The 21051-nt window shown below is 72.3% G+C and carries 15 protein-coding genes; 9 read left to right on the top strand and 6 right to left on the bottom strand.

Annotation, left to right across the window (positions count from 1 at the left end; genetic code table 11):
* Positions 1-4: 4 nt before the first annotated feature.
* From ACFP3R_RS29440 to ACFP3R_RS29430, 3 genes are all read right to left on the bottom strand, one after another.
* On the bottom strand, positions 5-904 hold the full coding sequence (locus tag ACFP3R_RS29440) for an ABC transporter permease (protein WP_380640600.1): 900 nt from the start codon (positions 902-904) through the stop codon (positions 5-7).
* Entirely contained in the window at positions 897-1820 is a 924-nt protein-coding gene (locus ACFP3R_RS29435) for an ABC transporter permease (RefSeq protein ID WP_380640598.1), read from the bottom strand. Before ACFP3R_RS29435 ends, ACFP3R_RS29440 begins: the two co-directional genes overlap by 8 nt.
* Positions 1821-1884: 64 nt before the next feature.
* On the bottom strand, positions 1885-3510 hold the full coding sequence (locus ACFP3R_RS29430) for a peptide ABC transporter substrate-binding protein (protein WP_380640596.1): 1626 nt from the start codon (positions 3508-3510) through the stop codon (positions 1885-1887).
* 410 nt (positions 3511-3920) lie between these two features.
* Here ACFP3R_RS29430 and ACFP3R_RS29425 point away from each other — a divergent pair, with 410 nt between their 5' ends.
* The 4 genes from ACFP3R_RS29425 (at position 3921) to ACFP3R_RS29410 (ending at position 7310) form a co-directional block, all read left to right on the top strand.
* Positions 3921-4943 (top strand): LLM class flavin-dependent oxidoreductase, encoded by a 1023-nt coding sequence (locus ACFP3R_RS29425; protein WP_380640594.1) that lies wholly within the window; start codon positions 3921-3923, stop codon positions 4941-4943.
* Positions 4944-5020: 77 nt separating this feature from the next.
* A complete protein-coding gene (locus tag ACFP3R_RS29420) occupies positions 5021-5425 on the top strand; it encodes a GntR family transcriptional regulator (RefSeq protein ID WP_380640592.1) in 405 nt (134 codons plus the stop codon).
* A gap of 5 nt (positions 5426-5430) precedes the next feature.
* Positions 5431-6312, top strand: coding sequence for an ABC transporter ATP-binding protein (locus ACFP3R_RS29415; protein WP_380640656.1), 882 nt, complete (start codon positions 5431-5433; stop codon positions 6310-6312).
* Positions 6309-7310 (top strand): ABC transporter permease subunit, encoded by a 1002-nt coding sequence (locus ACFP3R_RS29410; RefSeq protein ID WP_380640590.1) that lies wholly within the window; start codon positions 6309-6311, stop codon positions 7308-7310. The genes ACFP3R_RS29415 and ACFP3R_RS29410 overlap by 4 nt, the downstream gene beginning before the upstream one ends.
* Positions 7311-7377: 67 nt before the next feature.
* On the opposite strand, the gene katG is transcribed toward ACFP3R_RS29410, so the two are convergent.
* Both katG and ACFP3R_RS29400 read right to left on the bottom strand, forming a co-directional pair.
* Positions 7378-9654 carry a catalase/peroxidase HPI gene (gene katG / locus ACFP3R_RS29405; protein ID WP_380640588.1) on the bottom strand — a complete coding sequence of 759 codons (2277 nt, stop codon included), beginning with the start codon at positions 9652-9654 and terminating at the stop codon, positions 7378-7380.
* Positions 9655-10104 (bottom strand): Fur family transcriptional regulator, encoded by a 450-nt coding sequence (locus ACFP3R_RS29400; protein WP_380640586.1) that lies wholly within the window; start codon positions 10102-10104, stop codon positions 9655-9657. It lies immediately after the preceding gene.
* Between the two features lie 261 nt (positions 10105-10365).
* Here ACFP3R_RS29400 and ACFP3R_RS29395 point away from each other — a divergent pair, with 261 nt between their 5' ends.
* The 5 genes from ACFP3R_RS29395 (at position 10366) to ACFP3R_RS29375 (ending at position 15222) form a co-directional block, all read left to right on the top strand.
* Complete coding sequence (locus tag ACFP3R_RS29395) at positions 10366-11112, top strand: response regulator transcription factor (protein ID WP_380640584.1); 747 nt, start codon at positions 10366-10368, stop codon at positions 11110-11112.
* A 4-nt stretch (positions 11113-11116) separates the two neighbouring features.
* Positions 11117-12772, top strand: coding sequence for a serine/threonine-protein kinase (locus tag ACFP3R_RS29390; protein WP_380640582.1), 1656 nt, complete (start codon positions 11117-11119; stop codon positions 12770-12772).
* Between the two features lie 97 nt (positions 12773-12869).
* Entirely contained in the window at positions 12870-13832 is a 963-nt protein-coding gene (locus ACFP3R_RS29385) for an aminoglycoside phosphotransferase family protein (protein ID WP_380640580.1), read from the top strand.
* A gap of 209 nt (positions 13833-14041) precedes the next feature.
* Positions 14042-14767: a dienelactone hydrolase family protein gene (locus ACFP3R_RS29380; RefSeq protein ID WP_380640578.1), complete on the top strand. Its 726-nt coding sequence runs from the start codon at positions 14042-14044 to the stop codon at positions 14765-14767.
* 227 nt (positions 14768-14994) lie between these two features.
* Positions 14995-15222 carry a hypothetical protein gene (locus ACFP3R_RS29375; protein WP_380640577.1) on the top strand — a complete coding sequence of 76 codons (228 nt, stop codon included), beginning with the start codon at positions 14995-14997 and terminating at the stop codon, positions 15220-15222.
* 349 nt (positions 15223-15571) lie between these two features.
* Here ACFP3R_RS29375 and ACFP3R_RS29370 read toward each other — a convergent pair whose 3' ends face one another.
* Entirely contained in the window at positions 15572-20695 is a 5124-nt protein-coding gene (locus ACFP3R_RS29370) for an AAA domain-containing protein (protein ID WP_380640575.1), read from the bottom strand.
* Between the last annotated feature and the right edge of the window lie 356 nt (positions 20696-21051).

The following is a 21051-nucleotide window of genomic DNA, read 5'->3' as shown; positions in this document are numbered from 1 at the left end:
CACCTCACCGCAACTTGGGGTCGAGGGCTTCGCGCACGGCGTCGCCCAGCATCACGAACGCCAGCACGGTGGCGGTCAGGAACCCGGCCGGGAACAGCAGCGCGTGCGGCGCGACGCGCAGGTAGTCCTTGGCGCTGTTGATCATCACGCCCCACGACACGACCGGTTGGCGCAACCCGATGCCCAGGTAGGACAGGGTCGCCTCGGCGCCGATGAACGCGCCGAGCGCGATCGTCGAGTACACCAGCACGGGCGCCACGCAGTTGGGCAGCATGTGCTTGGTGATGATCCGCGACGGCGACGCGCCGAGCGCCCGCGCCGCCTTCACGTAGTCCTGCTGCTTGGCGGCGATGGCGGTGGACCGCATGATCCGCATCGCCACCGGCCAGGACAGCACCGACAGCGACAGCACGACCTGCGCGACGATCCGCACCGTGCCCGCGTCGCCGCCCGCGTTCAGCGTGGTCAGGATGACGATCGCGCCCAGCACGAACGGCACGCCCACGAACACGTCCGCGATGCGCGAGACCACCGCGTCGAGCCACCCGCCGTAGAACCCGGCGAACATGCCGATCGTCGCGCCCACCAGCACCACGCCCACCGTGGACAGCAGGCCGACCACGATGGACGCCCGCGCGCCGTGCACGACCCGCGTGTAGATGTCGTAGCCCTGGTTGTCGTAGCCGAACCACGCCTCGGCCGACGGCGCGCCGCGCGAGCGGGACAGCTGCGCCAGGTTCGGGTCGCCGGCCGCGAACAGGCCGGGGAACAGCGCCATCAGCACGACCAGGGAGATGATCGACACGGCCGCCCAGAACAGCACGCGGCGGCGCAGGGCGTGCCAGGCGTCGCCGAACAGGCCGCGGGGACGTTCGTCGACCAGCGAAGCGATCTGCTCAGTCATAGCGAATCCTCGGGTCCAGGACGGCGTAGAGGAGGTCCACCAGCAGCGTCATCAGCAGGTACACGAGCACCAGGACGGTGACCACGCCGGTGACCATCGCGCCGTCCTTGGTCAGGATCGAGCGGAACACCAGGCCGCCGACGCCGGGCACGTTGAAGATGCCCTCGGTGACGATCGCGCCGCCCAGGAACGCGCCCAGGTCCGTGCCGAGGAACGTGATCACCGGGATCAGCGAGTTCCGCAGCAGGTGCACGCCCACCACCCGGCGCGGCGGCAGGCCCTTGGCCAGCGCCGTGCGCACGTAGTCGGCCCGCCGGTTCTCGGAGATGCTCGCCCGCGACAGCCGCGCCACGTAGGCCATGGACAGCGACGCGAGCACGAAGCCGGGCACGATCAGGTTGCCGATCGTCGGGCTGGTCACGGTCGGTGAGATCCAGCCCAGCTGGAGGCCGAACACCAGCTGCACCACGTAGCCGGTGACGAACACCGGGATGGAGATGAGGAACAGCGTCGAGACCAGCACCAGGCTGTCCAGGAACCCGCGGTTGCGCAGCCCGGACACCACGCCGGCGGTGATGCCGATGACCGCCTCGACGGCCAGCGCCACCAGGGCGAGCTTGAGCGTGACGGGGAACGTCGCCGCGATCCGGTCCGCGACCTGGAGCCCCGACGAGGTCAGCCCGAAGTCGCCCCGCACCAGGTTGCCCAGGTACTTGGCGTACTGCACGAGCAGCGGGTCGTCGAGGTTGAACCGCTCCCGCATCGCCGACACGTACGACTCGGGGCAGTCCCGGTCGCCGCACTTGCCCTCGAACGGGTCGCCGGGGACCGCCCACACCATCACGTAGATCAGGAACGTGGTCCCGAGGAACACCGGGACCATCTGCAACAGCCTGCGCAGCACGTAGCGCCCCAACGGAGCCTCCCACCGCCGGGGGCCGGCCCGGGGCGCGCCCGGACCGGCCCGATCACACCGAGGGCTACGCCACTTCCACGGTTTCGAGGTCGAGGGCGCGGAACGGGTCGAGGTTCGCGACCTTGAGCCGGTCGGACCTGCCGCCGACGGTGAACTGGGTCCACAGCGGGATGGTCGGCATGTCCGGGGCCATGATCCGCTCGGCCTCCAGGTACAGCTCGATGGCCTTCTCCTCGCTGGGGGCCCGGTCGGCCTCGGCCAGCTTCGCGTCGAACGCCGGGTTCGAGTAGAGCCCGTCGTTGGAGGACGAACCGGTGCGGTACAGCGGCGTGAGCCAGTTCTCGATCGACGGGTAGTCGGCGATCCAGCCCGCCCGGTACATGCCGGTCATCTCGTGCGCGTTGACCTTCTGGCGGAACTCGCCGAAGCTCGTCGACGGCACGAACCGCGCCTCCACGCCGAGCGTGTTCTTGATGCTGTTCGCCACCGCCTCGGCCCACTCCTGGTGGCCGCCGTCCGTGTTGGACAGCAGCACGATGTCCCCGGTGTGGCCGGACTTCGCGAACGCCTCCTTGGCCTTCGCCGGGTCGTACGTGCAGTAGTCGCCGCACTGGCCGGTGGTGTAGCCCTCCATCAGCGGGTGCACCCAGCCGTCGGCCGGCTTGCGGGTGCCCTCGAAGATGCGCTGGGTGATCTCCTCGCGGTTGATGGCCATGGAGATCGCGCGGCGCAGGTCCGCGTTGTCGTAGGGCTTGAGGTAGAACGGGAACGCGATGGTCTGCATGTTCAGCGTCTCGCGCTGCACGACCCGGTCACCGAGGTCCGTCTCGTACTTCTTCCCCGCCAGGGCGTTCGGCGGCAGCTCCTCGATGAAGTCGAGGTTGTTCGCGATGAGGTCCGCGTAGGCCGACTCGCGGCTCTGGTAGACCTTCAGCGTCAGGTCCTTGAACTTCGGCTTGTCGTCGCCCTTGTAGTCGTCGTAGCGGGTCAGCTTGATCTCCGTGCCGACCGTGCGCGAGACGTACTTGAACGGGCCGTTGCCGATGGGGTTGGCCTCGAACGCCGCCCGGTCCTTGAAGAACGCCTCCGGCAGCGGGGCGAACACCTCGTAGCCGATGGTCACCGGGAACACGGAGAACGGCTCGGACAGGGTGATGGTGAACTGGTGGTCGTGGTCGACCACCAGGCCCGACATCTCCTCGACGGTCGGCGTCGGCGCCTCCTGCGGGCCGTCCGCGCCGTCGGGGTCCTTCGGGTGGACCTCGTCGTAGCCCTCGATCTGGGAGAAGAAGCTGGCGCCCTGGGTGGCGTTGGGACCGTAGGCGGTCCAGTTCCAGGCGTCCACGAAGCTCTTGGCGGTGACCGGCGTGCCGTCGTGGAACGTCCAGCCGCTCTTGATCTTCACGGTGAAGACCTTCGAGTCGGTCGTGTCGATCGACTCGGCCATCGCGTTGGCGGGCTGCGCGTCCTCCGCCCGGTACTCGACGAGGCCGGTGAACAGCGGGTCGAGGACCCGGCTGCCGCCCACCTCGGTGGTGTTGCCGGGCACGAGCGGGTTCTCCGGCTCGGTGTTGAAGATGGTGATGGCGGCGTCGGTGTTCGAACCCGACGGGGCGTTCTCGGCGGCACCGCAGCCGGCCGCCACCACGGCGACCGCGAGTGCGGCGGGAACTAAGCGTGCACGTGACATGGGTCCTCCCACCTGTTCGGGTGTGCCCGAGCGGAGTTTGACCGCTTCCGCAGCGTTGGGAGGACGCTATTGGGACGGTGGCGGGGCCACATGGGTGAGGTGGTCACAACCTCGTCACGACTGATCCCAGTTGACAGTTGCCCGGCGAGGCACCGAAGTCGATCAACGGCCACCCCGAAGGCAGTTGTCCGGGCCGGTCGACCTCCTGCGGACCAGCGGGAACGCACCCGTCCACCGTTCGGGCCGCCGATCCCGGACAACGTCCGGCAACGCCGCGGAGCACCCGGACAACGGCCCCTCACCTCCACCACCCACGCCGTCTCGACGCCGCCGAGGTCCGTGACCCGCCGATTCCCACCCCGCCGGGGTGGTTGAGGAATCAACCACCCCGGTGAAGCGTTCCCCCGGACGTGAAGAAAATCGGCTTCCTGTCCTTCGGGCACTGGTCCGACAGCCCGCACTCGCGGACCAGGACGGCATCGGACGCGGTGGCGCAGGCCGTCGACCTGGCCGTGGCCGCGGAGGAGCTCGGCGCGGACGGCGCCTACTTCCGGGTCCACCACTTCGCCCGGCAGCTGGCCTCGCCGTTCCCGCTGCTGGCCGCGATCGGCGCCAGGACCGAGCGCATCGAGATCGGCACCGGCGTGGTCGACATGCGCTACGAGAACCCGATGTACATGGCCGAGGACGCCGGCACCGCCGACCTCGTCGCGGGCGGCAGGCTCCAGCTCGGCCTCTCCCGGGGCTCGCCCGAGCAGGTCGTCGACGGGTGGCGCTACTTCGGCTACCAGCCCGGCGAGGGCGACACCGACGCCGACATGGCCCGCAAGCACACCGAGGTGCTGCTGGCGGTGCTGGAGGGCAAGGGCTTCGCCCAGCCCAACCCCCGCCCGATGTTCCCCAACCCGCCGGGGCTGCTGCGCGTCGAGCCGCACTCGCCGGGTCTGCGGGACCGGATCTGGTGGGGCGCCGGCTCCAACGCCACCGCCGCCTGGGCGGCCCGGCAGGGCATGCACCTGATGAGCTCGACGCTCAAGAACGACGAGGGCGGGGCCCCCTTCCACGTGCAGCAGGCCGAGCAGGTCCGGGCGTTCCGCAAGGCGTGGGCGGAGGCCGGGTGGCAGCACCGGCCCCGCGTCTCGGTCTCGCGCAGCATCTTCGCCCTCACCTCCGACCTCGACCGGGCCTACTTCGGCGGCGACGGCGACAGCGCCGACCACATCGGCCACATCGACGCCGACACCAGGGCGATCTTCGGCCGCACCTACGCCGCCGAGCCCGACGTCCTGGTCGGGCAGCTGGCCGAGGACGAGGCGATCGCCGAGGCCGACACGCTCCTGCTGACCGTGCCCAACCAGCTCGGCGTCGACTACAACGCCCACGTGCTCGACAACATCCTCACCCACGTCGCCCCCGCCCTCGGCTGGCGCTGAGCCGGGTCCGCGCGTCCGAGCCCCCCTCCGTTGCTCCTCCTCCGACTAGCTGCCTATAGTGCTAGGCAGCTAGTCAAATGGAGGAAGCAGTGATCGAGTTCCACCTGGACAGCGGGTCCGGCCTGTCGCCGTACCAGCAGGTCGTCCAGCAGGTCCGCCACGCGCTGAGGCTGGGCCTGCTGCGCGAGGGCGACCAGCTGCCGAAGGTCAAGGACGTCGTCGCGCGGTTGGCGATCAACCCGAACACGGTGCTCAAGGCGTACCGCGAGCTGGAGCACGCGGGCCTGGTCGCCGCGCGTCCGGGCGTCGGCACCTTCGTCTGCGCGACCCTGCCCGGCGTGGCGCCCGGCGTGCTCGGCCCGCTCACCAGGGACCTGCGGCGCTGGATCGCCAAGGCCCGCCTGTCCGGGCTGGACGACGAGGGCATCGAGGCGCTGATCACGACCACCCTCCGCACCTCGACGGTGGAGGACACGGCGTGACCGCGATGCTGCGAGCCCGGGGACTGGGCAAGAGGTACCGACAGCGCTGGGCCCTGTCGGACTGCACGCTGGAGATCCCCGCGGGCCGCGTCGTCGGCCTGGTCGGGCCCAACGGCGCGGGCAAGTCCACCCTGCTCAACCTCGCCGCCGGCATGAGCGCCCCCACCGCGGGCGAGGTCGAGGTGTGCGGCGGCCGGCCGGGCAGCGGCCCCGCCCAACTGGCCAAGGTCGGCTTCGTCGCCCAGGACGCCCCCACCTACGCGAGCCTGACCGTCGCCGAGCACCTGCGCCTGGGCGCCCGGCTCAACCCCGGCTGGGACGCCGACCTCGCCCGCGACCGGGTCGAGCGCCTCGGCCTCGACCCGGCGCAGCGGGCGGGGCGGCTCTCCGGCGGCCAGCGGGCCCAGCTCGCCCTGACCCTCGGCATCGCCAAGCGCCCCGAGGTGCTGCTGCTGGACGAACCGGTCGCCGCGCTCGACCCGCTGGCCCGGCGCGGTTTCCTCCAGGACCTGATGGAGACCGTCGCGGAGCACGGCGTCGGCGTCGTCCTCTCGTCGCACCTGATCACCGACGTCGAACGGGTCTGCGACCACCTCGTCACCCTGGTCGGCTCCCGCGTGGTGCTCGCCGGGGAGATCGACGACCTGCTGGCCACCCACCGCAGGCTCACCGGGCCGCGCCGCGACCCCGCGACGCTGCCCGCGGACCAGCACGTCGTCACCGCGAGCCACACCGACCGGCAGAGCACGCTGCTCGTGCGCACGGGGTCGCCGATCCTCGACCCGGCCTGGGCGGTGAGCGAGGTCGGCCTCGAAGACCTGGTCATCGCCTACCTGGAACCGCCCGCGCCGGCGACGTCCCGCCCCACCCTGGAGGTCCTCCGGTGACCTGGCTGACGCTGCGCCAGTTCCGCCTGTCCGCCCTCGCCGTGTCCGCCCTGCTGGCCGCCGTCGCCGCCGTGCTGCTGGGCGTCGGCAGGCCGGTCGTCACCGCGGCGGGCCCCGGGCTGACCTCCGACGACAGCACCTACTACTACCTGGGCATCGCCGCCCTCCACGTGTTCCCCGCCGTCATCGGGGCGTTCTGGGGCGCGCCGCTGATCAGCCGCGAGGTGGAGCACGGCACCCACCGGCTGGTGTGGAGCCAGGGCGTGACCCGCACCCGCTGGCTGGTCGCCAAGACGGGGCTGCTCGCCCTGGCCGCGGTGGTCGCCACCGGGCTGTTCAGCCTGCTCGTGTGGTGGTGGTCGAGCCCCGTCGACGCCATCGCCACCGAGAACGGCCCGGCCGCCCTGCGGATCGAACCCCTGGTCTTCGGCGCCCGGGGCGTCGTTCCCATCGCCCACGCCGTCTTCGCCTTCGCCCTGGGCGTGGCCGTCAGCGCCCTGCTGCGCCGCACGGTCCCGGCCATGGCGGTCACGCTCGTGCTCTTCACCGTCTTCCAGGTCTCCGCCCTCGACCTGGTCCGCCCCCACCTGCTCCCGCCGGAGCAGCAGGTCAGCGCCCCCTCCGCGGAGGGCACGACCCTGTACTTCCTCGGCGCCGGCTCGGAGCTGGAGCTCCACGCGCCGGTCCCCGAGCACTCCTGGGTGCTGGAGCAGCGGACCGTGGACCGGGAGGGCAACGCCGTCGCCGCCCCCGCCTGGCTCTTCGGGTGCCTGTTCCCGAACGGCCTGGGCAGCGGCGCGGGCACGGCGGTGGCGAACGACCCCGTGGACCGGGAGGCGTGCTTCGACCGCCTGGCCGCCGAGGGGTACCGGCAGCACGTCACCCACCAGCCGAACAGCCGGTTCTGGTCCCTCCAGTGGGCCGAGACCGCCCTCTACCTGGCGCTGGCGGCCCTGCTGGCGTGGTTCGCCCTGCACCGGACCCGCCGCGTCGACTGAGCCCCGCCGGAACGGGACGGGCCCGGCCGATCACGCGTGATCGGCCGGGCCCGCGGGTGGAGCCGGATCAGGCGAGGTCGAACCGGTCGAGTTCCATGACCTTGGTCCAGGCCGCGACGAAGTCCGCCACGAACTTCTCGCCGGCGTCCTGGCTCGCGTAGACCTCCGAGAGGGCCCGCAGCTGGGAGTTCGAGCCGAAGACGAGGTCGACCGAGGTGGCGGTCCACCTCGGCTCGTCGGTGGCCGAGTCGCGGATCTCGTAGACGTGCTCCCCGGACCCCGCCGCCCGCCACCGGGTGCCCGGCGAGAGCAGGTTGACGAAGAAGTCGTTGGTGAGCAGGCCGGGCCGGTCGGTGAGGACGCCGTGCCGGGTGTCCCCGTGGTTGGCGCCGAGGGAGCGCAGGCCGCCGACGAGGACGGTCATCTCGGGCGCGGTCAGGTCGAGCATGTAGGCGCGGTCGACGAGCAGCACCTCCGGCTGGAGCTTCTCGCCGGGGCGCACGTAGTTGCGGAACCCGTCGGCGCGCGGTTCGAGGAACCCGAACGACTCGACGTCGGTCTGCTCCTGCGTGGCGTCGGTGCGGCCCGGTCGGAACGGCACGGTCACCGGGAAGCCGGCGTCGTGCGCCGCCTTCTCGACGGCCGCCGAGCCGGCCAGCACGATCAGGTCCGCGAGCGAGATCTTCGCGCCGCCCGCGTCGTTGAAGTCGCGCCGGACGCCCTCCAGCACCTCCAGCACCTTCCCGAGCTGCTCGGGCTGGTTGACCTCCCAGCCGCGCTGCGGCTCCAGGCGGATGCGGGCGCCGTTGGCGCCGCCGCGCTTGTCGGTGGCGCGGAAGCTCGCGGCCGAGGCCCAGGCGGTGGTGACCAGCTGGGCGGTGGTGAGGCCGGACTCCAGGACCTTCGCCTTGAGGGCGGCGATGTCGGCGTCACCCACGAGCTCGTGGTCGACGGCCGGCACCGGGTCCTGCCACAGCTGGACCTCGGGCACCCACGGCCCGAGGAAGCGGCTGACCGGGCCCATGTCGCGGTGCAGCAGCTTGTACCACGCCTTGGCGAAGGCCAGCGCGAACTCGTCGGGGTGCTCCAGGAAGCGGCGGGAGATCTTCTCGTACGCCGGGTCGACGCGCAGCGACAGGTCGGTCGTGAGCATCGTCGGCCTGTGCTTCTTCGCCGGGTCGTGGGCGTCCGGGATGATCTCCTCGGCGTCCTTGGCGACCCACTGCTTGGCGCCGCCGGGGCTCGTGGTGAGCTCCCACTCGTAGCCGAAGAGGATCTCGAAGAACCGGTTGCTCCACTGCGTCGGCACGTCGGTCCACGTCACCTCCAGACCGCTGGTGATCGTGTCCGCGCCCTTGCCGCTGCCGTGGGTGCTCAGCCAGCCCAGGCCCTGCGCCTCCAGCGGGGCGCCCTCGGGCTCCGCGCCCACGTGGCCGTCGGCCACGCCGGCGCCGTGGGTCTTGCCGAAGGTGTGGCCCCCGGCGATGAGGGCGACGGTCTCCTCGTCGTTCATCGCCATCCGGCCGAAGGTCTCCCGGATGAAGTGCGCCGCCGCCAGCGGGTCCGCGTTGCCGCGCGGCCCCTCGGGGTTGACGTAGATCAGGCCCATCTCGGTCGCCCCGACCTCGGGCGCCATCTCGGCCTCGCTGACGTAGCGCTCGTCGCCCAGCCAGGCGTCCTCGGGGCCCCAGAAGATCTCCTCGGGCTCCCAGACGTCCTCGCGGCCGAAGCCGAAGCCGAAGGTCTTGAAGCCCATGGACTCCAGGGCGACGTTGCCGGCGAGCACGAGCAGGTCGGCCCACGAGAGCTGCCGGCCGTACTTCTGCTTGACCGGCCACAGCAGCCGGCGCGCCTTGTCCAGGTTGGCGTTGTCGGGCCAGCTGTTGAGCGGGGCGAAGCGCTGGCCGCCGTCACCGGCCCCGCCGCGCCCGTCGTGGGTGCGGTAGGTGCCGGCGGCGTGCCAGCTCATGCGGATCATGAGGCCGCCGTAGTGGCCGAAGTCGGCGGGCCACCAGTCCTGCGAGGTGGTCAGCACCTCGGTGATGTCGCGCTTGAGGGCCTCGACGTCGAGCCTGGCGAACTCGTCGGCGTAGCTGAAGGCCGCACCCAGCGGGTTGCTCTTCGACGAGTGGGCGTGCAGCACCGACAGGTCGAGCTGGTTCGGCCACCAGTCGCGGTTGGTGCGCGGGCGGCCGCCCGTCTTCGGGGTCGGCGAGTCGATCGCCGGGTTCTCGCTCTCGCTGCCGTGCGAGGTCGCGGAGTCGTGCGCGACCGGGCAGCCTGCCGCGGCCTTCTGGTCCACGCCCTGCGCACTGGAGGTGGGCGTTGGCCTGGGGTCGCTCATCTACGTCCTTCCGGCTGGCTGATCTTCGGCGGTGTGGTCGGCCGAGCAGTCGGGGCAGGTGCCCCAAAAGACGACCTCTGCCTCGTCGACCGCGTAACCGCGGTCGTCCGAGGCGGTGAGACAGGGGCTGTGACCGACGGCGCAGTCGACGTCCGCGATCGTGCCGCAGGAGCGGCACACGACGTGGTGGTGGTTGTCCCCCACCCGGGACTCGTAGCGGGCGGTCACGCCGGCGGGCTGGATGCGGCGCACCAGCCCGGTGTCGGTCAACGCCCGCAACACGTCGTAAACCGCCTGGTGGGACACGGTGGGGTGCTCGACCCGCACGAGCGAGATCACCGTCTCGGTGTCGACGTGCGGGTGGTCGTGCAGCGCCTTGAGCACCGCCAACCGCGGACGGGTCACGCGCAACGAGACCGACCGCAGCTGCGCCTCGAAGTCGGGTGTCACGCCCCGACCTTACGTCTCTTGACTGGATCGAATCCAAATCAGTTGCGTCACATCCCGTATCACCCACGGTGCGTAGCCGGTCCGTCACAAATGTTGTGTGTTCGAGGAATCACGCACAGTGACAAGATCGGCACCGAGGTTTCGTCAACCCGATACGTCCTGTGTGGACGACGTGCCGCGCGACGCCGCCGGCCCCGCGGCACCGGGCGGCCCCGCGATCCGCATACGTCGGCGATATGCCGTGCCCCCTAGCCTGCGGGGATGCGGGTGCTGATCGTGGAGGACGAGCCCTACCTGGCCGAAGCCGTCCGCGACGGGCTGCGGCTGGAGGCGATCGCCGCCGACATCGCCGGTGACGGCGACACCGCGCTGGCGCTGCTCTGCGTCAACGCCTACGACATCGCCGTCCTCGACCGCGACGTCCCCGGCCCCTCCGGCGACGAGGTCGCCCGGCACATCGTCGCCTCCGGCAGCGGCACCCCGATCCTGATGCTCACCGCCGCCGACCGCATCGACGACAAGGCGTCCGGGTTCGAACTCGGCGCCGACGACTACCTCACCAAGCCCTTCGACCTCCGCGAGCTCGTCCTGCGCCTGCGCGCGCTCGACCGCAGGCGCGCCCACCCCCGCCCCCCGGTCCGCGAGCTCGCGGGCCTGCGGGTGGACCCCTTCCGCCGCGAGGTCTTCCGCGACGGCCGCTACGTCCCGCTCACCCGCAAGCAGTTCGCCGTGCTCGAAGTCCTCGTCACCGCCGAAGGCGGCGTCGTCAGCGCCGAGCAACTGCTGGAACGGGCCTGGGACGACAACGCCGACCCCTTCACCAACGCCGTCCGCATCACCGTCTCCGCCCTGCGCAAACGACTCGGCCAACCCTGGCTCATCGCCACCGTGCCCGGCGTCGGCTACCGCATCGACACCGGCGAGGGCCCCGGCCCCGGCGGTGCCCGCGACCAGGGCCGCCGAGGTGCCGCCGGTTCTCCGACCCCCGGCGCCCGGTTGCTAGCGTGACGCGGTGTCTGAGCGAGAGCACACCGGGCGGATCCTCGACGGCCGGTTCGAGCTGCTGGAGAGGCTGGGCAGCGGCGGCATGGGGACGGTCTGGCGCGCCCTCGACCTGGGGCTGCACCGCGAGGTGGCCATCAAGGAGGTCCGCCCGGCCGACGCCGACCAGGTCGAGAGCAACCCCGCGATGGCCGCCCAGCTGCGGGAGCGCGTGCTGCGCGAGTCCCGCGCGCTCGCCCGGTTGCAGCACCCGAACGTCGTGTCGATCTACCAGATCATCGAGTCGCCCGACTCGCCGTACCCGTGGATCGTCATGGAGCTGGTCCGCGGCACGTCGCTGGACGCGCGGCTGGACGACGGCGTGCTTCCCCCGACCGAGGCGGCGCGGGTCGGGCGGGACGTGCTCGCGGCGCTGCGCTCGGCCCACTCCGCGGGCGTGATGCACCGCGACGTCAAGCCGGGCAACGTGCTGCTGCGCACGGACGGCAGCGCCGTGCTCACCGACTTCGGCATCGCCGCCCTCCAGGGCTCGACCCAGCTCACCGCGACCGGCGACGTCATCGGGTCCCCGGAGTACATCGCCCCGGAGCGGCTGCGCGGCGACGAGACGCACCCCGCGTCGGACTTCTGGTCGCTGGCGATGCTGCTGTACGTGGCCGTCGAGGGCAACCACCCGATGCGCCGCGCGAGCACGATGGCGACCCTCGCCGCGGTGATGACCGAGCCGGTCCCGCCGCCGCGGCGCGCGGGCGCCCTCGCACCCGCGCTCAACGCGGCCCTGCGCAACGACCCGGCCGAGCGGCCGTCCGGCGAGGTGCTGGACCAGATGTTCGCCGCGGCCGAGCGCAACCCGCTCCCGACGCCGGGACCCCCCACCCCTGCGGGGTTCCCCGTCCCGGGACCGCCGAGCGGCCCCCAGCCGCACCTGCGGCACCCCCACTGGCAGTCCGGCCCCACGCCGGCGCCGGTGGGCGGACCGCACCTCCACGGCTACCCGCAGTCCTACCCGACCCCGCGGCCGACGACGCGCGGGCGGACCGGCGCCGTGGTGTCCTCGCTGCTCGGGGTGGCGCTGGTCGTCGTGGTCACGCTGCTGGCGGTCCACCTGACCCGCGGGAAGGACTCGACGAACGCCGACACCGGCTCGTCGGGCACGCCGATGACCACCGGGCAGGGCGTCGACCTGCCCACCGACCCGACGACCGCGGTGGCCGACCCGGTGGAGGAGAGCCTGCTCACGCCCGCCGGCGCACGCAAGGCGGCCAGCGCGCTCGGCGAGGTGATGGGCGGCACCAAGGTGTCCGAGCTGACGCTGTGGCCGGACCGCGCGACGACGACCGCCCCGACCGCGGCGGTCGCGCACGGCTTCGACAACTTCGAGTACCGGGGCGGCAAGGCGACCAGGCAGGGCCCGGACGGGGTCGACGCCGACCGCGCCGTGCTCGACCTGAACGAGATCAACTGGGACGCGCTGCCCGCGCTGTTCGAGCGGGCGGACAAGGACCTGGGCGTCCCGAAGCCGACCATGCGGTACGTGATCGTGGACACCGACATCATCGACGGGACCGCGTCGCTGAGGGTGTACCTGATCGACGACTACGGCGCCGCGTTCCTGGAGGCGAACCTCAAGGGCGAGGTGCTGAAGGCGTACGCGCGCGAGAAGTGACCGGGGGCGTGCCGAACCGCGTGCCCCGGCCGCCTCGTCCCCTCCCGCGACAGCCACCCCGCCCCGACCCGTCGGACGAGGTCCTAGGGTGGTGCCCGTGATCACCGAGGAAGAACGCGCCGCCCGCTCGCAACGCGCCCGTGACGCCGCCGTCGCCGCCGCGACGGAGCTGGGGCTGGACGCGTCCGGGGCGACGGTCCTGTACGACGTCTTCTCGGTGGTGGTGGACCTCGCACCGTCGCCGGTCGTCGCGCGCGTGCCGGTGGTGACCCCGCGCGGCACCACCTCGGCGGGCTTCCAGCGCACGGAGCTGGACGTGTCGAGGTGGATGGCGTCGCGCGGCGAGCCGACCGTCGTGCCGAGCGGGCTCGTCCCGGCGGAGCCCGTGGAGCGCGACGGTTTCGCGATGACCTTCTGGGAGAAGGTCGAGGGCGTGGTCCCCACCGCCTACGACGCGGTGAAGCGGATGCCCGCCGTCGCCCGCCTGCACTCGATCCTGGCCGGGTACCCGGGCGAGACCGGCTTCTTCCCGGGGATGCAGGGGTACGTCGACCTCGCCTTCGACGACCTCGACGGTCGCGAGGACCTGCTGCCCGCCGCCGACCTGGCCCGCGCCCGCGCCGAGTGGGCCGTCCTCTCCCCCCTCGTCACGTCGCCCTCGGCCTTCGCGCGGGCGTTCCCCGGCGTTCCCGTCCAGGTGGTCCACGGCGACGCCCCCTCCTACAACCTGATCGAGACCGCCGACGCCGTGCTGTACTCCGACTACGAGCACGTCGGCGTCGCCCCGGTCGAGTGGGACCTCGCGCACACCGGGGAGGAGGCGATCTCCGCCTACGACGCCGCCGCGGCAGACCTGGGCCTGCGCACGGTCGACACCGAGGTGCTGCGCGTCGTGGAGCGGTTGCGCGACCTCCAGGCGGTCGCCTGCCTGGCGATGGTCCCGCAGCTCCCCCTGCTGGTCGACGGCTTGGCGTCGACGCTGGAGACCTGGCGGGCCACCGAACCCCTGACCGGGCTCACGGGCGGCGACCCGCGGCCCACCACTCCGGCGGAACGGTGACGCGCCAGTACTCCCGGGCTTCCCGGGGCCCGCGCGAAACCCGGTGGCGGACCGCGGCGACCGCTGCTACTTTCCCGGTGGCCGTGCGGAGGATCGAGGAGGTGGTACCCGTGAACGCAGTACCGACATGGGTGCTCCCCTCCGGGGTCGCGGTCGGGCGGTAGGTCGTCCGAGGAGCGCCGTTCACGAGCACTCCGAAAGGCACCACCGTGCGATTCACCTCCGAACAACGCCTCGACGACGGCGTCCTGGAACGCGGGTTCGCCCTCGGCGACATCCCCGGCATCCTGTGGACGCCCGCGGCCGCACCGGCCCCGCTCATCCTGCTCGGCCACCCCGGCGGCCTGCGCGGGATGTACCCCCGCCTGGCGGCCCGCGCCCGGCACGCCGCGGCGGAGGGCTTCGCCGCCGCCACCCTCGAACTGCCCGGCGCCGGTGACCGCCCCCGCTCCGCCGATGCCGAGCAGGCCCGCGCCGACCTGCGCCGGGCCCTGGAGGCCGGCGGGCGGGTCGACGACGGGATCGTGGACCGGCTCGTCCTCCCGCTGGTCGAGCAGGCGGTCCCGGAGTGGCGGGCCGCCCTGGACGCCCTGCTGCCGCTGCCCGGGATCGGCGGCCCGGTCGGGTACGCGGGCGGGGTGATGGGCATCGGCATCCGGCTGGCGGTGGTCGAGCCGCGCATCGCGGCCGCCCTCCTGTTCGCCGGGAGCTTCGTGCCCCGCGCCCTGGTCGAGGAGGCCCGGCGGATCACCGTCCCGCTCCTGGTCCTGCTCCAGTGGGACGACGAGGGCAACGACCGGCAGCAGGCGCTGGACCTGTTCGACGCCTTCGGCTCCACCGAGAAGACGTTGCACGCCAACACGGGCGGGCACACCGGCGTCCCGCACTTCGAGGGCGACGACGGCAACCGGTTCTTCGCCCGGCACCTGAGGTGAGCCCGGACCGGGCTTGACCGCACCGGGCCCGCTCCTGACCTGGTCAGGAGCGGGCCCGGCGGGCGGAGGTGGTGCTGGCTGTACCGGAGGTGTGCAGCACGGGGGATCGTGAGGCGGCGGGATGCCCGAAACACTGTGCGGGTCGGCGTGAACAGTCCATTGTGGGGAGTGCGTCTTGTTGAGAGGTCTCAGTGGTTCGCCCGGGTCCCGCGCGCCGGCGTCGGGGCGTGGTCGCCGCGGCGGTGGCGGCGGTCGGTCTCGCGGTGACGGGGGTGGCGTCGGCGGGTCCGCCGGAGGGGAGGTCGCGGCCGGCTCACGGCGACGCCGACGGCTTCCAGACCCGCGCCGCCATCACCGCGGACGGCCGGGCGGTCACCGTGGCCGTGACGAACGACGAGGCCCACCAGTACGAGGTCCTCGCCTTCTTCGACAAGGCCCTGTGCGCCACGAAGTAAAGCCCCACGGGCCGGTGCGGTGGTGTGCCCACCGCACCGGCCCGTGGGGCTTCGCCGAACCACTCGACCGTGCGCCCCCAACCCTCCTCCGGCAACGGCATGGCCGATGGTTCACGAGAGGGCGACCGGGTCCTGAGCCCTCCTGACGAGGCCGTCCAGCCAAGCGCCTCCACCTCGCCGATCGAGCGGAAGGCGAGAAGGCGGCCGAACTCCAGGCAGGTTCCGCGCCACCCGGAAGCTCTCCTCGACGCGTCCGACCTCAGCGTCCGGGCCACGACTCCGCGAGCCCGAACAGGCCGTTCCTCCCGTCCCCCGACCAGCGTCATCCACCCGCGCGGCGATCAACAACTCACGACCGGAGAGCCTGCACAGCGGCGAAGCGGTTCTTGACGTTGTCGGTGAGCCGCTTCAACCCGAGCAGCTCCAGCACGGCGCGCTGCAACGCCTCCTGACCGGTGTTCCCACCCCGTTCGGCGACGTGGTCGAGCAGGGCCGCCAACTCGCCCGGGGGCACCTCCTCGAACGCCCGCGGTCCCAGGTGGCGCATCCGCACCTCCGGCTGGTCGGGCAGCCGGTAGGTGCGCGGCTTGACACCGCTCTCACCGAGCGGGTTGTCCTCGATGAGCCGTCCCTCGCGCACCGCCTGCGAGATCGCCTTGTTCAACTCGCCCGCCGCCGGCTTCGTGACCCTGCTGGAGCCCGACGTCCGGATGTAGGCGGTGTGCAGCCGGCCACCCAGAACAGGTCCCTCGGCCTCGACGAGGCGCACCACGCCGTCGAGCAGGTCCTGCCGCGACGCCTCGGCCACCTGAACCACGGTTCCGCTGAACCGGTCGTACGCGGCGAGGACGGAACTCCCCACAAGCGGTACGCGCTCCACGACCACCGGCGGGGACGGTTCCGCGACCTCCGCGACCTCCGGCGCCACGACGGACTCGGCCACCACCGGCTCAGCCGCCACCAACTCGGGCACCACCGGCTCGGCCGCCACCGGCTCGGCCGCCACCGGCTCGGCCGCCACCGGCTCGGCCGCCACCGGCTCGACGACCACCACCGACCGGCTCCGCTCCACCACCGGCAGGTCGCCGTCCTCCGCCGTCCACCCGGAGGGGTGAACGTCCAACTCGTGCAGCGCTTCCCACAACCGGGCCAGCACCGCGGGTCGGTCGGCGTAGAACTCCGACTCGCGGATGCGGAAGAACCGCCAGCCGCAACGCTCCAGGTCGCGCTGCCGGGCCAGGTCGCGCTCGTACGCGTCGGGCCCGTGCCACGCGTCACCGTCGCACTCGACCGCCAGCCTGGCCTTGGCCCCCACGACCACCAGGTCGATCCGGTAACCCTCCGCCGGGAACTGCGGGACGACGCTGTAGCCGCGGTCGACGAGGCGGTTGAACACCCGCTGCTCGAACAGCGAGTCGAAGGGCGCCACCTTCCGGTCCTCGGGCACGGCCGTGTGCCTGGCGTCGTCCACACCGTCCACGCGCCCGGACAACGCGTAGCAGTAGTCGAGCAACTGGAACCGCATGTCCTCGGGGTTGCCGAGGTCGGACAGGCGCAGGGAGTGGAACACCCACATCTGGTCCTTGGCGCGGGACGCGGCGACGTTGAAGCGCTGGACGTAGAGGTCCTGGGTCAGCGCGCCGATGCGCTTGCCCGGCTCCGCGGCCTTGACCATGGACAGGAACATCACGTCGCGCTCGGAGCCCTGGAAGTCGGCCGAGTCGCCGCACCGCAGGTCGCGAGCCTTCCACTCCTCCGGGGGAATGCGCTCCAGCAGGCGCTTCTCGATCCTCTTCGCCTGGGCGCGGCCGAGCAGCGACACGACGCCGAACGTGAGGCCGTCGTACCGCGGGTCGGCGATGCACTTCTCGACCTGCTCGACGATGGCGTCCGCCTCGACCGGGTTGACCTTGTCGGTCACGCCGCGCTCGTAGCCGTCGTCGAGGAAGACCGGCTTGATCGGCTCCAGGCGGTCGGCGCCGTACTGGCGCACGGGCACCAGCCGGATGCCGTCGGGCTCGTAGGCGATCCGGTTCGAGAAACCGATGATCTCCGGCACGCAGCGCCGGTGCTCGACGAGGGTGGTCATGCCCTCGAAGCGCATCTTCGCCTCGTCGAACAGGCTGCGCTTGGGGTCCTGCCACGACGCGCGGTAGGGGTCGTCCCACAGGTACTGCTCGGCGAGGTCGCGCAGCTGCTGCTGGTCGGTGCCGACGGCGGTGGGCGAGACCTGCTTGTCGTCGCCGATGACCACGATCTTGGGCGCGAGGTACTGGAGGAACGTCGCCTCCAACCCAGCCTGCGACGCCTCGTCGACGATCACGACGTCGAACATGTCCGGCTGGACGCGGAACTGCTCGGCGATCCGGTAGACGGGCATGATCCACACCGGCACCGCAGGGCGACAGCGGTCCATGGCCGCCTTGATGTCGGCCCTGCGCTGGTTCGCGTAGACGCCGGTGCCCTTGCCGAGGAGCTTGACCAGCTGGGCGTACTGGAGCAGGTCGGCGCGGGCCTTGCCGGACAGCCGCTCCGGCGACACGGCGTGCCCCCACGCCCGCTCGGCGGCCAGCCGCTCGACCCTGCCGCGCAGCTGCTCCTCGACGCGCAGCACCTCGGCTTGGAGTGCGTTGACGTCCTCGTCGCCGCGCCCGAGCACCCACACCCGTGCCACGGCCCACGCCCACGCGGCGTCCCAGTCGCCCAGCTTCTCCACCCACGCGGGGTCGCGCGGGTCCGCCGACACGGCCTCGCGCACTCGCGGGAGCAGGCCGACCAGCGTCGCCGCCACCTCGTCGCGACGACGCGCCAGCCCGGCGACCTCGGTCAGGCGCGCCAGCCTGTGGTGCGCGACCGCGTACGACTCGTGGTCGCGCTCCTCGACGGCCAGCGCCAGGTGCTTCACGCACGGCGCGGCGTCCGCCCACTGCGCCACCTCGGCGATGGTCCCCACGACCTCCAGCAGCGGCACGGTGGCCGCGGTGCGGGCGTCGGAGGCGGCAGCGGCGTCGACGAGCCGGGCGTACGTCTGCACGGCGTCGAGGTCGGTCCAGTTCGGACGGGGCAGGCCGAGCCCGGACAGGCCGCGCTCCTCCGCTTCGAGGGATTGACCCAGCGCCAGCACCCGGCGCAGCTGCTCCAGCTCGGTCACGTGCCACTGGAGCCGCTCGCTCAGCGTGTCCTCGGCGGGGATGTGCACGGAGTCGGGCCACGCCCGGTCCAGCGCGTCCAGCGCCCTGCCGGCCTCGGCCCACATCAGGAACACGTCGAGCTGGTCGGCCGTGGTGGGCGGAACGCCGTTCACCCGCACCGCCTGGAACAGCGGTTGGGCCTGCTTGACCGCCTTGGGCGCGAAGGCCCCCGTCCTGGGCGAGCCGTCCGGGTTGGTCTTGAGCTTGCCGCCGTCGCCGACGTGCGCGCGGAGCGCCCCGGCCAGGGCGACGAGCACGCCCGTGTCGGCGGGACCGACCCGCACCTCGGTGAGCGGGCCGAGGCGGTCGACCAGGGGACCAACGCGCCCGATGAGCTGGGCGACCTGGTTCCCGCGCGACCGCCAGTGGTTCGCCCGGCCGGCGAGGACGTCGGACAGCGCGTCGTTCATCCACTGCTCGCGCCGCCGCGACAGGTCCTCGGCCTCCCGCGCGAGCCCGTTGAGCCGCTGCCGCAGCACGGTACGGGTGGACCGGTCCACCCGGCGGACGGCGTCGAAAGCGGTGTGCCGGGTGAGGCTGCCGTGCCCCTCCTCGGCGGCGATGGCCTGGCGCTCCGCGGTCACCAGGGCGAAGAACGCCTCGGGGGTGGGCACGTCCGCGAGGGGCAGCAGCTTGAGCCGCGCTTCGGGCTCATCGGTGTTCAACGCGTCGTCCACGAGGTTCCGGCGCCACTCGGCGAGGTCACCCGCCGGCACCGGGGACGGGGCGACACCGGTCACGGTGACCAGGTCCGCCACCCAGCCGAACCGCTCCCGCTCCGCCTCCACGCGCCGTGCGAGGGCGGCGAGCGTGCCCCGGTAGTCACCGACCTCGTGCTCGACCACCTCTTCGCCGCGCGCGTCGAGCAGGCGACGGTACAACCCGGCCCGGCGCCGGCGGAGTTCCCCGATCGCCGTGACGTGGTCCTCGACGGCTCGGCGCGCGACCTCGGCGTCGTACTCGCCGGCCACGTGGCTGATCCGCTCCACGGCGACCTTGAGGTCGGCCAGGTCCGAGCGCGAGGAGCCGACGACCGAGACGGCCAGCGGCGCGATGGCCTCGGGCAGCTTCGCCCGCACCTCCTTCAGGGCGCGGTCCGTGTGCGCGGTGACGAGCACCCGCTTGCCCTGCGCGAGCAGGTGCGACAGCAGGGCTGCGACCGTGTGGGTCTTCCCCGTCCCGGGCGGCCCCTGAACGAGGGTCTGGGCCTTCGCGTCGACCTGCGTGAGCACGCGCAGCTGGCGGTCGTTGACCGGGAGCGGCAGGAAGAGGTCCGAGTCGACCTCGACCAGGGCGCCGGTCTCGGGCGAGCGCTCCGCGGTCGGCCGGTGGTCCGGGTCGACGAGCGGGAGCAGCCCGTCCGGGACGACACCGGACCCGCCGAGCTGCGCGGCGACCGAGTCCAGGATGTCGACGATCCCCTGCCGTGAACGCCTGCGCAGGAGGACGGCCGGGGCGAACGCGGCCACCGCGTGGGCGCCGGGCTTCTGCACGTCGTCCTCGTCGAGGTAGGCGGCGTCGCCGGCGAGGGCGTGCGCCAGCCGACGAAGCACACCGCCCACGACCTCGCGGTGCAGGACGGTCGCGATGACCTCGCGGGCTTCGTTCCTGATCTGCACGACGTGCTGCGGGTTGGCCACGCGACCGGGGTCGAGCATGTCCAGCTCGACGTTCAGCCCGTCCGCCACCTCGGCCTGGTGGAGGGCCAGCCGTCCGGTGGCGTCGTCGAAGTGGATCACAGCGGGCACGGTGGCGAGGTGCCGGCGCACGACGTGGTGACCCGGAGGGGACCACGACAGGCAGCCGACGCCGACGACGAGTTCGAGTTCCTCGGCGTGCCCGGCCGCGGTGACGTAGGCGGAGAACAACTCGTTGTAGACGTCCCGCGCCGGTCGATCACCCCGCTCGCGCTCGGCCCACCCCGACCAGCGCGCCTCCCACTCGGCGTGGACGCCACGGATCTCGGGCGCGTCGTCGAGCGCGGTGCGCTGCTCCCCCTCGCCGATCGACTCGCGCAACAGCGGCGGGGTGTCGGGGTCGTCCCACTCCCCGACCAGCCAGGACCGCAGTTCCCCTGCCGGCTCAGGCGGCTCCTGGTGCGGGATCCTCTCGACCGTGAGCAGGGGGGTGCCGGGCTCGGGGGCTTCCTCGCGGTGCGCGGACCGGATGGCGGGGTGCTCGGGCAGCCGACCGAACCACAGCACCGATTCGTAGCTGTCCGTGGTGCGGGGCGGGTTCGACTTGAGCTGCTGACTCCGCGCGAGGAACTCGAAAAGCCGCACCGCTCGATCAACCGCCGCACCCCGCGAATCCGGAGCAGCGCCGTTGTTCACCACAACCGTCCCCCTACCTCACCACCGAACTGATCACGCTGCTCATCGCCGGCGGGGGCTGGAGCGATACAGCCGATACCACACCGTTATCCAGTCAGTCCGCAATTGTGCGGACAGCTCTACCGGCGGCCACCAGGTCGTCGAACCCCGTCACTAGGTCGATCGACCTACCGGAAGCACCCTTCGGCGTAGTGCGGGCCTGACCGAACGCAGCACAGGACATTTCCACGTGAATTCCGAAAAAGCAGAACGTCAAGCGCACGGCGAGTTCCACACGCCGCGTCGGCACGTGACGAGAGGAAACA

The sequence above is a fragment of the Saccharothrix lopnurensis genome (assembly GCF_042658445.1).
GTDB classification, from domain to species: domain Bacteria; phylum Actinomycetota; class Actinomycetes; order Mycobacteriales; family Pseudonocardiaceae; genus Actinosynnema; species Actinosynnema lopnurensis.
Note: the sequence above shows the minus strand (reverse complement) of the source record. Positions and strands in the feature narration are given on the sequence as shown.